Source organism: Kitasatospora sp. NPDC088548, assembly GCF_044753005.1.
In the GTDB taxonomy this organism is placed as follows: Bacteria; Actinomycetota; Actinomycetes; order Streptomycetales; family Streptomycetaceae; genus Kitasatospora.
Genome location: NZ_JBIVMI010000029.1, coordinates 66,077 through 79,971, shown reverse-complemented (window position 1 = coordinate 79,971; position 13,895 = coordinate 66,077). Strand labels below are relative to the sequence as shown.

The window sequence follows — 13,895 nt, the reverse complement described above, 5'->3', positions numbered from 1 at the left end:
GTTTCGGACGGAGGGCGGGTCAGGACCAGGCGGTGCCCCAGCTGTTCCGGGCCGGAGCCGGTCATGCCCGGTACGCGGCGGGCGGACCGGCCCAGATCTCGGCCGACTCCCCGCCGGGGAGCGGCACGACGGGACGGCCGTCCACCCCGGAGCCCGGGCGGATGGCGGCGCCCGCCCGGGCGGCCGCCGCCTCGACCGACGGCGCCAGCAGGGCGAACGGGACCGGCGACGCGTCCTCGTGGGCGGCCTCGTCCGAGCCGACCAGCAGCAGGTTGCCCACGATCGCGAATCCGGTGCCGCCCGCCCGGCCCGGGGCGGGCGGCACGGCACCGGTCGCGGCCGCCGTCCCCGGAGCCGCCGACAGCGTCTCCGGGGCCGTCGCCGACGCCGTCTCCAGCGCCGTCTCGTAGAACCGGACGGCCCCGCCGAGCGAAGCGGCCGGCACGGCCCGCCGGACCAGGAGGCGCACGCCCCCGTCCCCGGGCCCGACTTGGCGAGGTGCGGGCCGTTCCCCGGGCCGGGGCCGGTGCTCGACCAGCTCGGCGAGCGAGCCGTCCGGGTAGCGCACCCGGGCCCGCGCGCCGGGCACGATCGCCTCGCGGGGCTCCAGCACGGTCGTGCCGGTGCGGCCCAGCAGATCGAGCTGGCCGGCCAGCGAGGGCACGATCAGCGAGTACGCCGTCCGCCGCTGGACGGGGGTGAACGGCCGCTCGCTCGCGATCAGCAGAACGGTGCCCACGGCGGCCAGTTCGAGGCCGCCGAAGTCGGGGATCGGCATCCGCAGATCCGCGCGCACCCCGAGCAGCCGCTCGTAGAACGCGATCCGGTCGTCGAGGTCGGCCAGGTCGATCAGCGACCGGGCGAGCAGGCGTGGCCGGTCCAGGACGGACGAGTCGGGGGTGGTCCGGAACCAGCGCTCCGAGAGCCCGGGCGGGCCGGAGAGACCGGACGGTGATGCGGTGCTTCCTGTCATGGTGCTGTGCTCCCTCTTCCGACTGGGCTGTGATTCCCGTTCACCCGGCGGCTACCACCGCTGCGCCCGCAGCCCCCACGCGGCGAACTCGTCGGTGACGAGCCGGCGCAGGGACTCGGTGCCGCCGAAGTGGTCGGGCATCCCGGTGACGGTCACGGTCACCCGCTCGCCCGACCGCACCATGCACAGTGAGGCGCGCAGGGCGGCCTTCTCCGGCACCAGGCCCGGTACGTTCATCGTGCGCAGGGCGACGCTGTCCGCCTGTTCGCCGGCGAAGCGCGCCGCGGCCTCCGGTACGACGCCGAAGTTGGACGCGACGACGTCGGTCTGCTGCGCCCCGGGCGCCTTGAGACGGTCGGCGTACCGGCGGGGCAGCAGGTGCCACAGCGGCTCCGGCACGAGTGTGCCGCTGTGCTCGCCGGACTCCCGCAGGGTGGCCTTGGTGCTCCGGCGGGTCTGCCGCAGGTCCTCGTGCTGGGGTGCGCCCGCCGGGACCTCCAGCGGGACGACGACGAGGGCGTTGGCGCGGGCGTCGCCGTCCGGCCGACGCAGGTTCATCGGGATGCCGACCCTGACCGACGCGCGGTCGGCCAGCGGCACCCTGGCGCGGACCAGGTTGGCGGCGATCTCCACGAACAGGCTGTTCGCGGTGCCGCCGTACGCCGTCGCCCGTTCCTCCCACGACGCGGCGTCGAGGGTGAAGAGCGCGGTGGTGAAGAACCTGGGCTCCGAAGTCGCCTCGCTCCGGGGGGACTTCGCCGGGCCGGCCAGTGCCGACCTGATCCGGTCGAACTCCTGACGATTCGTCAGGACGCGTTCCGCCAGGGCGACCGAACCGGCGACGGCGAGTGCGCCCTGCTCCAGCAGCTCGCCGAGGTCCTCGCCGATCGGGCCGCCCGCCGGGGTGCCCCGGCGGGCGGCCGGGGAATCCCGCCGGTCGAGCGCGGTGAACACCCCGAGCCCGTCGGAGCGGAAGTGCGGCACGGTCAGTGACAGCAGCGTGCCGTTCCCGTACCGGGCGGCCGCGAGGCGCCACAGCGCGGTCGAGTCGGCCGGGAGCGGGGCGCGGACCTGCTCGTCGAGCCAGTCCGTCACCGTGTCGTCGGTCAGCCGCCCCGGGTACTCCCGCAGGGGTTCCCCGTTGTGCGCGCCGACCCACTTCCGCCGGGCCCCGGGCACCAGGGCCGGTACCGGCCGGCGGCTGAGCCTGCCGCGGTCCAGCCGCTCCCACTCCTCGCGCAGCGCGGCCGGGGACAGCTCGACCGGGAACCGCCAGAGGACCTGGACGATCCGGGAGGACCCGAGCTCCCGTTCGGCGCTGTAGAGCATCTCGTCGGTGGAGTTGAGGCGTGCGGTGGCCTCCCGGTGCGTCATGCGATCACCTCGCGGATCCGGGCCGCCGTGTGCCGTCCGACGGCCGGGGCCAGTTTGAAGCCGCCGCCGTTCCACCCGGTGGCGGTGACCAGCCCGTACGGCTCCGGCCAGACGGTCACGGCGCCCTTCCCGCCGGGCCCGAGGACGTCGTAGGCGGTGACCCCGCCGGTGGCGTCCGCGTCGGCCAGCGGCGGCCGGCGGTGCCGGACGACCTCGCGGATGCGCCGCTGTTCGGCGATCGGCACCCCCGCGGTCACGGTCGGCGGGACGTCGCACGCCGACGACGACACACCGGCCAGCACGCCGGTGCCGGAGTTCCAGCGGCGCAGCCAGGCACCCGTCGTCGAGTCGACGACGGTCGGCAGCCCGTACGGCCCGCCGGGGCCTGCGCCGTGGACTGCGCCGGGGCCTGTGCCCGGACCCGCGCCGGGGCGGCCGCGCGGGGTGAAGACGCAGTAGCTCACCGCCCGTGTGCGCAAAGGCAGTTCCACGCCCGCCGTCTGTGCGAGCCCGGTGCTGTGGACCCCGGCGGCGAGCAGGACCGCGCGCGCCGACACGAGCCCGGCCGTGGTGCGGACGCCGGTCACCCGCCCGCGCGAGGTCACCACCTCGGTGGCCCGTGCCGAGCCGAGGAAGGTGACGCCGTCGGCGTCCCCGAGCATCGCCTCGGCGACCTCCCGCGCCGGCAGCCAGCCGGCGCGCGGCTCGTACACCCCGACGAAGTCCTCGGGCACGGTCAGACCGGGGAACGCGGCGGTGATCTCCGGTGCGGAGAGGACCAGCGCGGTGTGCCCGGCGGCCAGGACCTGGTCCGCGCCCGCCAGCGCGCGTTCGGTGCCGTCGGCGTCGAACAGCACCAGGCTGCCGTCCTCGCGCACCGCGGGCCAGCGGCCGCTCGGGCCCCGCCGCAGGTAGCAGGAGAGTCCCTCGGCGGCCCAGGGGTGGCCGTCGGTGCCGGCGGCGGGGTCGAACGCGCGGATCAGCCCGCCGGAGGCGCCGGTCGCCCCGCCCGCGACCCCGTGTTCGTCGATCACGACCACGGACAGCCGGTGCGCGGCGAGGCGTTCGGCGGTTGCCAGGCCGATGATGCCGCCGCCGACGATGACGACGTCGGCGGCGGCATCAACGGTGGTACGGGTGCCCGTGGTCACCGAACGGCCTCGACGGGGAGGCGTTCCGGGCCGGTGGGCTCACCCGGCTTGCCCAGGATGGACTCGGCGATGTCGGTCGACCGGGCGGACAGCACCGCCAGGGCTCCCGCGTCGCCCATGCCGTGGCTCGCCTCGCACAGGCCGTTGAGGTACAGCCGGAGCGGACGCGGCTGGTACGTCTGCCCGGTGACGGGCACCGAGTAGTCGCGTGCCACGTCCAGCAGCCCGTGCTCGTTGACGGCGAGCCGGTCGGCCACCTCTTCCAGCAGGGGGTGGCGCCGTTCGTCGTCCGGGCCCTCGCCGAAGTCGCGGAAGCCCGTCGCCAGGACGACGAGGTCGGCGTCGTAGGCGCTCTCCGTCCCGTAGTTGACGTCCCGCACCGTGAGCCGGTTCGCCGTGCCCTGGGCGTGCGGGGTGACCTGGACCACCTCGGAGTACGGCATGAGCCGGAACCGGTCCGAGCCGGTGATCTCGTACTCGTGCTGCACGCCCGCGAGCCGGTCGATCACGTCCTGGTCGCAGGCCGCGTAGTTGATCGACCTGAGCTCCCGCCGGATGCGGTTCTTGGCCTCGTTCGGAAGCGGGTAGAAGTAGTCGATGAAGTCGGGCAGGAAGACCCGCCGGCTGTACGGGCTGGTGTCCTTCAGCCGGAACCCGATGCCCCGCTGGAGCGACACCACCTGGTGGACCTCGGGCCGGTCGAGGAGGTCGAGCACGATCTCGATCGCGCTCTGGCTCGCACCGACCACCACCACCCGCAGCCCCTTGCCGGTCTGGCGCCGCAGGGAGCTGAGGTACCTGGTGGAGTGGAACACGGTGGGCCCCAGGCTCCGTTGGAACGGGGCCGGGATCCGGGGCGAGCGGCCCGTACCCACGGCGACGGTCTCGCCGAAGTACTGCCGTCCGCCGGCCGTCTCCACCCGGAACACCTCCCGGCCGCCGAGGTCCACCAGGGAGAGCCGGGTCGCCGACTGCCCGTAGTCGACCGACCCGCGGAACGAGTCGGCGACCCACCGGAGGTAGCCGGCGTACTCCCGCCGCAGCGGGAACTTGCTGTTGAGATGCAGGTAGTCGGTCAGCCGGCCCTGGCCGGCGAGGTAGTTGACGAAGGTGTACGGACTGCCCGTGTTGCGCGGCATCACCAGGTCACGGAAGGGGTTGTTCTGGATGTCGGCCCCGGGCAGCAGTTGCTCGCTCTGCCACTGGAAGCCGTCGGCCCGCTCGATGAACCGGGTCGTGCCGCTGTAGCCGAACTCCTCCAGGGTCACCGCCAGCGCGAGGTTGGCGGGCCCGAAGCCGATCCCGAGGACTGAGTGGATCTGCTGGCCTGCCATGGGTCACGCGCCGGCCGGGGCCGTTTCGAGCACCCGGTTCTGGTCGTCCACGTGGACGACGCGGGGCTCGTGCTTCTCCACCTCGTCATCGCTGAGCTGCCCGTACGCGATGATGATGACCTTGTCGCCGGTCGCCACGAGCCGCGCGGCGGCGCCGTTCACGATCACCTCGTTGGCGCCGGGGGCGCCGAGGATGGTGTAGGTCTCGAACCGCGCGCCGTTGTTGATGTTGACGACGTGCACCAGCTCGTGGATGCCGATGTCGGCGGTGTCCAGCAGCTCCGGCGAGATCGTGATCGACCCGATGTAGTTCAGGTTGCTGTCGGTGACGGTGGCACGGTGGATCTTCGAACGCATGAAGGTACGCAGCATGTCGGTATCCCTGTCTGGATTCATTCGGTGGACGGTTCTCACCGGCTCCGGCGGGTGGCTCTCACCGGGCCGGGTGGATCAGCCCGAGAGGCCCCGGAAGTGCCCGGCGGGCGGGGTGCGGACGTCCCGCAGCAGCGGGGCGTCGCCGGGGGCGGCCTCGGCGCCGAACGCCAGGGCCACCTGCCGTGCGAGGTCCGGGGTGACGGGCCACGCGAGCGTGCGCAGGGTCCACAGGAAGAGCAGCGCGCCGGACACGTCGCCCGCGTCGTCGGTCCGGAGGTGCCCGCCGCGCAGGGCCAGCACCTCCAGGTGCAGCGCGAGCGCCTCGGCCGCCTTGCGGATGGAGAACGTCTCCAGGGCGTAGGCGGCCTCGAAGCGCCGCACGGACGCCTCGATGGCGGTCGTCCACCACAGGGAGGGCGGGGCGTCGACGGACCGGCCGGCCAGCTGCTCGCCGAACCTCGCCGTGATCGTGGCGAGCGGTGCGTCGAAGCGGGACTCCAGGGTGGCGGCGGCCACCTGCTCGGTGAACTCGGACTGCTGGAGCTCCGGGCTGGTGAGCGCGAGGACGAACCGCGCCCGGTCCCGGCCGGCCTTCTCCAGGAAGTCCCGCGCCCAGACCACGTCCCCCTTGCTGGTGGAGAACTTCCGGCCCTCCAGGAGGAAGTACTGGTTGGTGAGCGTGCGGGTCACCGGCAGTTCGACCGGCAGCCCGTGCCTGACCGCGAGGAGCTTGAGGGCCGGATAGACGAACGCGTTGTAGAACCCGTTGTCGATCCCGATGAACTGCACGAACTCGTCGCAGCCGGCCTGCCGTCCGGCCCGGACCCGCTGCGGCCAGTACAGGTGGCCGACGTAGATCTCCGGCCAGGCGTTGATGGCCTGCGGCTGCGCGCCCGGGCCGTCCCAGTCCACCGGGATGCCCCAGGTGCTCGGGTAGGTGACCGGGATGTAGGGCAGCCGGCCGGCGAGCGTCCGGGTGACGACGTTCTGCAGATCGGGCCTCAGCGGCACGTCGGAGGTCCGGTACCAGTTGCTGATCAGCGACCGGTAGCGCTCCAGGTCGAGGACCCAGATGGAGACCGGCTTCCTCGGCAGCGCCGTGGCCGTGTCGCCCGGCAGCAGCGAGCCGGGCAGGTTGTACAGGCCGCACGCCTCGCAGACGCCCGCCCTGGCGTGCGCCAGGCAGACCGGGCAACGGCCCGTCACGAACGCCTCGGCCAGGTACTGCCCGGTTTCGGCGTCGTACGGCAGCTCGACCTCGCGCCGGTCGAACGCGCCGTGCCGCCACAGGTGGGTGAAGAAGTCCCGGACGAAGCGGTTGTAGTCCTCGTCGGGCCGTTCGAAGAGGTCGACGTCGACCCCGGCGAGGTCCAGCGACACCCGGACGCTGTCGAGCGCCTCCTGGATCAGCGCCTCGGGGGTCACCCCGAGCCGCTGCGCGGTCGTGACCACGTAGGTCTGGTTGTCGTCGGTGCTGCACGCGTACACCACGTCGTTGCCCAGGATCTTCTGCGACCGCGCGCACACGTCGCTGCCCAGCACGGGGCCCGCCAGGTGGCCCAGGTGCAGGTCGCCGTTGGGGGTCGGCGGCGAGAACGAGACGTTGACCTGGCGCGGGGCGCGTACGGCCGCGCTGTCCGGCTCAGGCATGCGCCGACTCCTCGGCCGGGGCCGGCTGGAGCCAGTAGATGCTGACGAAGGTCAGCGGGTCGCGGTCGCTGGTGTTGGTGACGATGTGCTGGTTGTCGTGCGGGATGTAGATGACATCGCCCTCGGCGACCACCCGCTCCTCGTCACCGACCCGCACGACACCCTCGCCGCCGGTGAAGATGAACGTCTCGTCGGTGGCGTGGGCGTGCTGCTGGCTCGATTCCTGCGGCCGGATGGACACCAGGGAGCTGTTCCACGGCGGAACGACGACACCCTGCCAGGGGTAGATGCGCCGCAGGTCGCAGTTGTTCTCCCGGGTCTGGCCGTCCTTGACCGCACTGCGTACGTACATTCTGATTCCTTTCATGGTGGGACCGGCGGGGCGGGCTCCGCCGACGACAGGCCTCTGCTGCGTCGGCGGGCAGGCCGCAGGAAATCGCCGCAGGGTGCCAGGAATGGCGCCCGGGTGAATGCCGCCAAAATTCCAGGGAATTGCCTGGGTGGTGGCCGGATCGACCGCGCCGGATTGTTCGGCGGGATCGAGGAGAAGCTGGACATGGCTGTCACCCGTGTCCGGAGTATGGTCCTCCGGCCCGGGTGGGCTGCCGATCGGTGCGCTTGGCGGCTGGTCAGCCAGCGTCAACGGGCCTGACAGTTGGCCAATTTATATACCCCCTGGTGTCACAGCTCAGGAGCTGGTAAATGACATCTGGTGGCGCCGGATCGCTGTTGCCGTACCGGATGCACCGGTCCGCCGATGTTCTGCCCCGGGAGTGCCCGGGGACATAGACGATCCTCCATGAAAGATTGGTATGGGTCAACCCTGGATTTGCGCGGGCGGGCATTACGGGGTCTACCAGCGAAGATATCGGTGATCTTCCAAAATGTGTTTCGGAGGGGGGCATTCCGAATTCTGTGTACGCTCGAAAAGCGGCGACCGCGCCGGCTCCGGCCCTGGGCGGGCCGGGTCCGGCGCGGTCGGTCCGCGCGCGCGGCGGGGCGTGCCGCTACGCCTGGCCGGCCGGCGGCATGTCGTACGTCACCCACATGGTGCGCTTCGCCACCCGGTCGTACTTGGAGCGCGCCCGGTGGTTGTCGTCGGCCGTGATCCAGCGGACCACGCTCCAGCCGCGCTCGGCCGCGATCCGGCCCAGCCGGTCGAACAGCGCGTCCGCGGCGCCGCCGCCCCGGGCCGCGGGCGCGACGAACAGGTCGTCCAGGTAGCCGCCCACCGTCCCGGAGAGCGGCCGGGCGAAGGGCCGGTAGTGGGCCAGGCCGACCGGCGTGCCGTCCGCGTCGCGGGCCAGCAGGCCGTTCAGCTCGTGCGCCGGGTCGTGGAGCCACGACCAGACCGTCTTGAGCCGCTCCTCGGGCATGTCGACCCGGTAGAACTCGGCGTAGCCCAGGTAGAGCTCGCGCCAGGAGGCGAAGTCGGCCTCGGCGGGTGGGGTGACGGTCCAGGAGGCGGGGGTGGTCATCGGGTGGCTCCTTCGGTGGTCGGTGCGCGTCGGGGCGTGCTCTCGGACGCTACGGGGCGTCAGGCCGGGCGCGCGCTCACCGTCCCGTAGCCCGGGGCGAATTGACTGCTCCACCGTGTCCGGTTGACAGCGCTGACGGGTCATCAGGAGGGAGTCGTGCGGTCGTCGCGTGGTCCTCGTGCGGTCGCGGGCCGGCCATCGTGCGGTCACGGGGCGGTCGGGGCGCCGGAGTCGGAGTCGGCCCGGCGGCCGCGCGTGGCCCCGGCCGCCGTCCACGCCAGCGTCAGGACGGCGAGCGCGGCCACGGCGAGCAGCAGCACGCTCGGCGACACCGAGTGCTGGAGCGCGGACAGCACGAACGGGACGGCGAAGCCCAGGTAGGAGAGCGCCTGGTAGACGGCGGTGAGCCGGGCCAGGTCCTCGGTACGGGCCAGGCGCTGCACCTCCAGCAGCCCGCACACCTGGCAGCAGCCGTAGCCCGCGCCGAGCACCAGGGTCGCCACGACGACGAGCGCCGGCTGGGTCGTCTGCGCGGCCGCCGAGGAGATCAGCAGACCGGCCACGACGATCGCCATCGCCATGACGAGCAGGCGGGGCCTGCGGGCGTCGTCCATCCTGCGGGCCAGCGGCTGGACCAGGATGCCGGCCAGCCCGGTCAGCATGGTGACCACGGCGCCGAACACCAGCGCGTTGCCGCCCATGCGCTCCCTGACCAGCGCGGGCAGATAGGCCAGCGCGATCGAGGCGGAGCCGAACACCCAGGGCGCCAGGGGCGCCACCACGGTACGGAACCGGCGTTCGCGCACCGCCGGCACCCGCAGCCGGCGCAACAGGCTGCCCCCCTGCTGCCCGGTCACCGTCTCCGGGGCGCCCAGGACCAGCGGGACGGCGACGGCCGTCAGGACGAGGTGCGGCAGATACGCCACCACGGTGGGGGACGGCGCCCACTGGGCCAGCAGCCCGGCGACCAGGGGGCCCGCGGCGAAGCCCGTGGTCATCGCCACGGTCGCCCGCCGGGGGCCGGGGTTGGCCTCGCGGGGGGAGCCGCCCAGCGAGAGTTCCTTGATCCAGGCGGTACCGGAACTGAAGGCCGCGCCGCTGGCGATGCCGGAGATCACCCGCCCGGCGAACAGCCAGCCGAGCCCCGTTCCGCCGGCGATCAGTGCCACGGTGGCGAGCAGGGAGGTGATCAGCGCCGGAAGCATCAGCCTGCGGCGGCCGTACCGGTCCGAGACCGGGCCGCCGAGCAGCAGGCCGGGGATCAGCCCGATGGCGTACATGCCGAAGGTGGCCTGGACCGTGGCGGCCGAGAGGCCCAGTTTGGCCTGATAGAGCAGGAGTAACGGCGCGAACTGATTGGCCCCCCAGCCCACCGCCGCCACGGCCACCCCGGCCCGCAGCCACGCCCGGTCGTCGCCGACGGCCGGGCGGTCGAGCGGACGCGCCGAGGTGTCGGCGGACGTCATCACGTGCTTGGTCATGTCCTCCATGCTGGCGACCGGTTCCGCCGAGCACGAGCGTCCGGAACGCCATCATGCGTACAGTTAAGGACATGGCTTCTGTTGCGCTGGCCGTCATCGACGGAATGCCGCTGTTCGAGCTCGCGGCTCCCTGCACGATCTTCGGCATCGACCGCCCCGACCTCGTCGACCCCTGGTACGAGTTCACCGTCTGTGCCCCGCCCGGCGTGCGGGTCGGGGGCTGGCTCCAGGCCGTCACGCCGCACGGGCTCGACGAGCTCGTCGCGGCGGACACGGTCATCGTCCCGGCCTGCTCCGACGTCACCGAGCCGCCGCCCGCCGACCTGGTCGAGGCCGTGCGCGCCGCGCACGAGGCCGGGGCCAGGGTCGCCTCCATCTGCACCGGGGCGTTCGTCCTGGCCGCCGCCGGCCTGCTCGACGGCCGCCGGGCCACCACCCACTGGATGCACACCGGGCTGCTGGCCGAGCGCTACCCCCGCGTCCAGGTCGACCCCGGGGTCCTCTACGTCGACGAGGGGAGCGTCCTGACCTCGGCCGGGAAGGCCGCCGGGATAGACCTGTGCCTGCACCTGGTCCGCACCGACCACGGCAGCGCCGTCGCCAACGCGCTGGCCCGCCGGCTCGTCGTGCCGCCGCACCGGTCGGGCGGCCAGGCCCAGTTCATCGCCGCGCCGGTGCCGGCCGACGACGGCCCCGCCCTCGCGGACCTGCTGGCCTGGGCGCTGGAGCATCTGGACCAGCCGCTGACCGTCACCGACCTCGCCCGCCGCGTCCACATGAGCACGCGCAACCTCGGCCGGCACTTCACCGCCGCCACCGGGACGACGCCGCTGCAGTGGCTGCTGACCCAGCGGATGCACCGCGCCCAGGAGCTGCTGGAGAGCACCGACGAGAGCGTCGACCAGGTGGCCGCCCGGGTCGGGATGGGCAGCGCGGCCACCCTGCGCCGCCACTTCAACCGCGTGGTCGGTGTCCCGCCGGACACCTACCGCCGCACCTTCCGCCCGGCCTCGGCTCCGGCTCCGGTCAGGCCGGCCGGACGGCGGTGACCGGACGGCGGTGATCGCACGCCGGTGATCGCACGCCGGTGATCGGGGGGCGTTTCGCCCGATTCCGCCCGGTTCCGGACGTGGTGGCCGCTGACGGGGTCGCAGGACGAGTGCCGGTGCGGAGCCGGTACGGCCGCCGTTTTTGCGGTGGGGTGCCGGGCGGACGGGAGCAAATCGTTCCGTTTGGGTACGAAGTGCCGCCTGGGCGACCATGGCACCTGCTCCACAGAGCGCGAGCAGGACCACGAAAGGCGCACCACCCTGATGCAAGCCAGCCCGGCCGCCCTCCGGCGGACACCCGATTCGAGTGCGCCGGTCACGACCGGGGCGGGCGGGGGCGCGGTGCCCACCCCGTCCCCGCGCCGGGGCGGGCGCTTCGGCCTGGTGGCCGCCACCGCGCTGGTCATGGGGAACATCATCGGGGGCGGCATCTTCATGCTCCCCGCCGCCGTCGCGCCCTACGGGACGGTCAGCCTGGTCGCCCTGGGGGTGGTGACGGCGGGGGCCGTCGCGCTGGCGCTGGTCTTCGGGCGGCTCGCCCGGCGCGATCCGCGGACCGGTGGCCCGTACGTCTACGCCCGCGCCGCCTTCGGGGACTTCGCCGGGTTCCTCGCGGCGTGGTCGTACTGGATCACCACCGTGGTCAGCAACGCGGCGCTCGCCGTGGCCGCCGTCGGCTACCTCGACGTGCTGCTGCCCATCCAGCACTCCACCGGGCTGACGCTCGCCGCCGCGCTGGCCGTCCAGTGGCTGCCCGCGCTCGCCAACCTGGCGGGCACCCGCTACGTGGGTGTCGTCCAGGTGGTCTCCACCGTGCTGAAGCTCGTCCCGCTGGCGCTGGTCGCGATCGGTGGGCTGGGCTTCTTCGAGCCGGCCAACCTCGGCCCCTTCGACGCCTCCGGCAAGGGCGTGGTCGGCGGGGTGACGGCCGCTGCGGCGATCCTGCTCTTCAGCTACCTGGGCGTGGAGTCCGCCGCGATGAGCGCCGGCGAGGTCCGCGACCCGGAGCGCAACGTCGGCCGGGCCAGCGTGCTCGGGACACTGGGCGCGGCGGTGGTCTACCTGCTCGGGACGCTCGCGGTCTTCGGCACGGTCGCGCACGACCGGCTCGTCCACTCCACCGCGCCCTTCTCCGACGCCGTCGACGTCATGTTCGGCGGCTCGTGGGGCGGCACGGTCATCGCGGTCGCCGCGCTGGTGTCGATGGTCGGCGCGCTCAACGGCTGGACCCTGCTGTCGGCCCAGGCACCGTACGCGGCCGCGCGGGACGGGCTCTTCCCGGCCGCCTTCGCCACGAAGCGCCGCGGCGTCCCGGTCTTCGGCGTCCTGATCAGCGTCACCCTGGCCTCGCTGCTGACCGTCCTCAACTTCACCGCCGGATCCCGGGGTGCGTTCAACACCCTGGTGCTGATCACCACCTTCACCGCCGCCGTGCCGTACCTGCTGTCCGCCGCCGCGCAGTTGTACTGGCTGGTGGCCGGCGAGCGGGACCGGGTGACCCCTGGCCGGCTGGCCAGGGACGCGGCCCTCGGTCTCGGCGCCTTCGCCTTCTCCCTGTGGCTGGTCGCCGGCGCCGGCTACACGGCGGTCTACCAGGGCGTGCTCTTCCTCTTCGCCGGGATCCTGGTCTACGCCTGGATGGCGGCCCGCAAGGCCTGACGACGGCGCGGCCCGTGGGGGCCTCCGCGGGGGTGGGGGCTCAGGGCGCGTCCGGGGCGCCGCAGGAGTGGGCCTCGGCCGGGGCGGGTTCGGGGCCGGTGTCCGGGTCGCGGGTGAGGAGGTAGCGGGCGCCGGGGCCGGTGGCGGCGGCGCGGTCGGCGGCGTTGTAGAGGGTGCAGCGGGAGAGCGAGAGGCAGCCGCAGCCGATGCAGCCGGTGAGCTTGGCCTTGAGGCGCTGGAGTTCGGCGATCTGGTCGTCGATGCGGCTCTGCCAGGACCGGGCGACGCCGTCCCACTCGGCGGGGGTGGGCGCGCGGAGTTCGGGGAGCCGGTCGAGGGCGACCTTGGCCTCGTCGAGGGAGAGGCCGACGCGCTGGGCGGCCCGGACGAAGGCGACCCGGCGCAGCGTGGCGCGGGTGTAGCGGCGCTGGCCGCCGGTGGTGCGGGTGGCGTGGATCAGGCCGAGCTTCTCGTAGTAGCGCAGGGCGGAGGCGGCGAGGCCGCTGCGCTCGGCGAGCCGGCCGATGGTGAGCAGGTCGTGCCGGCTCGGTCCGGTGGCGGTCATGGCGCCCACTGTAACCGCTTGACTTCAAGCTGGCTTTAAGTTGCAGCATCGTGCGCATGAGCGCTGAAACGGCTGAAGCCGCCTTCGAAGACCTCCCGGGCCTGATGGCCCTGATGACCGGCGACGAGAAGCACGGCCCCGCCGCCACCTCCACCCTGGACGCCCTCTGGGTGCTCTACGACCGCGTGCTGCGGGTCACCCCCGCCACCGCCGAGGTGCAGGACCGTGACCGCTTCCTGCTCTCCAAGGGTCATGGCCCGATGGCCTACTACGCCGTGCTGGCCGCCAAGGGCTTCATCGAGCCGCGTCTGCTGTCCGGCTTCGGCGCCTACGACTCGCCGCTCGGCCACCACCCGGACCGCACGCTGATCCCGGGCGTCGAGATCGGCTCCGGCTCGCTCGGGCACGGGCTGCCGCTGGCCGTCGGCACCGCCCTCGGTCTGCGTGCCCAGGGGCTCACCGACCCGGCCGTCTGGGTGCTGGTCGGGGACGCCGAGTTCGACGAGGGCTCCAACCACGAGGCGGTGGCCTTCGCCGGCGCGTACGGGCTGGACCGGCTGCACACCGTGGTGATCGACAACTCCTCGGCCACGCACGGCTGGCAGGGCGGCATCGCGGCCCGGTTCGCCGCCGAGGGCTGGTCGGCCGAGACCGTGGACGGCCGCGACCACGAGGCGCTGTACGCGGCGTTCACCGCCGGGCACCCGGGACGGCCGCGGGTCGTGGTGGCCCGCGTCGAGCCCAAGGAGGACGGCTCCACGCGGGGGTAGCGGCCCCGCCCACCCCTGAACGCCCAGCCCGGCCCG

Annotated in this window: 13 protein-coding genes; 3 read left to right on the top strand and 10 right to left on the bottom strand. The window is 73.5% G+C overall.

The genetic code is table 11. The annotated features are described in order from the left end of the window. Positions 1–61: 61 nt before the first annotated feature. The 9 genes from ACIP82_RS30265 to ACIP82_RS30225 all read right to left on the bottom strand — a co-directional run bounded on the left by ACIP82_RS30265 (position 62) and on the right by ACIP82_RS30225 (position 9,816). Positions 62–973 carry a VOC family protein gene (locus tag ACIP82_RS30265; protein WP_400658015.1) on the bottom strand — a complete coding sequence of 304 codons (912 nt, stop codon included), beginning with the start codon at positions 971–973 and terminating at the stop codon, positions 62–64. Positions 974–1,024: 51 nt separating this feature from the next. Then, the gene (locus tag ACIP82_RS30260) at positions 1,025–2,347 is read right to left on the bottom strand and encodes a hypothetical protein (protein ID WP_363609262.1); all 1,323 of its coding nucleotides are present in this window, start codon (positions 2,345–2,347) and stop codon (positions 1,025–1,027) included. Further along, the gene (locus tag ACIP82_RS30255) at positions 2,344–3,498 is read right to left on the bottom strand and encodes an NAD(P)/FAD-dependent oxidoreductase (protein ID WP_400658013.1); all 1,155 of its coding nucleotides are present in this window, start codon (positions 3,496–3,498) and stop codon (positions 2,344–2,346) included. The genes ACIP82_RS30260 and ACIP82_RS30255 overlap by 4 nt, the downstream gene beginning before the upstream one ends. Next, positions 3,495–4,832, bottom strand: a complete 1,338-nt coding sequence (locus ACIP82_RS30250; protein ID WP_400658011.1) for a SidA/IucD/PvdA family monooxygenase — start codon at positions 4,830–4,832, stop codon at positions 3,495–3,497. The genes ACIP82_RS30255 and ACIP82_RS30250 overlap by 4 nt, the downstream gene beginning before the upstream one ends. Before the next feature lie 3 nt (positions 4,833–4,835). Next, entirely contained in the window at positions 4,836–5,204 is a 369-nt protein-coding gene (gene panD, locus ACIP82_RS30245) for an aspartate 1-decarboxylase (RefSeq protein WP_363609256.1), read from the bottom strand. A gap of 78 nt (positions 5,205–5,282) precedes the next feature. After that, on the bottom strand, positions 5,283–6,857 hold the full coding sequence (locus ACIP82_RS30240) for a class I tRNA ligase family protein (protein ID WP_400658007.1): 1,575 nt from the start codon (positions 6,855–6,857) through the stop codon (positions 5,283–5,285). Beyond that, complete coding sequence (locus ACIP82_RS30235) at positions 6,850–7,209, bottom strand: cupin domain-containing protein (protein ID WP_363609252.1); 360 nt, start codon at positions 7,207–7,209, stop codon at positions 6,850–6,852. The genes ACIP82_RS30240 and ACIP82_RS30235 overlap by 8 nt, the downstream gene beginning before the upstream one ends. A 655-nt stretch (positions 7,210–7,864) precedes the next feature. Beyond that, positions 7,865–8,335, bottom strand: coding sequence for a GNAT family N-acetyltransferase (locus ACIP82_RS30230; RefSeq protein ID WP_400658005.1), 471 nt, complete (start codon positions 8,333–8,335; stop codon positions 7,865–7,867). Positions 8,336–8,541: 206 nt separating this feature from the next. Then, positions 8,542–9,816, bottom strand: a complete 1,275-nt coding sequence (locus ACIP82_RS30225) for an MFS transporter (protein ID WP_400658002.1) — start codon at positions 9,814–9,816, stop codon at positions 8,542–8,544. A 71-nt stretch (positions 9,817–9,887) separates the two neighbouring features. Between ACIP82_RS30225 and ACIP82_RS30220 the strand changes: the two genes are divergently transcribed. Both ACIP82_RS30220 and ACIP82_RS30215 read left to right on the top strand, forming a co-directional pair. Next, positions 9,888–10,865, top strand: a complete 978-nt coding sequence (locus ACIP82_RS30220) for a helix-turn-helix domain-containing protein (RefSeq protein WP_363609246.1) — start codon at positions 9,888–9,890, stop codon at positions 10,863–10,865. A 264-nt stretch (positions 10,866–11,129) separates the two neighbouring features. Next, complete coding sequence (locus tag ACIP82_RS30215) at positions 11,130–12,524, top strand: amino acid permease (protein WP_400657999.1); 1,395 nt, start codon at positions 11,130–11,132, stop codon at positions 12,522–12,524. Positions 12,525–12,564: 40 nt separating this feature from the next. On the opposite strand, the gene soxR is transcribed toward ACIP82_RS30215, so the two are convergent. Continuing rightward, positions 12,565–13,089: a redox-sensitive transcriptional activator SoxR gene (gene soxR, locus ACIP82_RS30210; protein WP_363609243.1), complete on the bottom strand. Its 525-nt coding sequence runs from the start codon at positions 13,087–13,089 to the stop codon at positions 12,565–12,567. Positions 13,090–13,145: 56 nt separating this feature from the next. Here soxR and ACIP82_RS30205 point away from each other — a divergent pair, with 56 nt between their 5' ends. After that, complete coding sequence (locus ACIP82_RS30205) at positions 13,146–13,859, top strand: thiamine pyrophosphate-dependent enzyme (protein WP_400657996.1); 714 nt, start codon at positions 13,146–13,148, stop codon at positions 13,857–13,859. Positions 13,860–13,895: the final 36 nt, after the last annotated feature.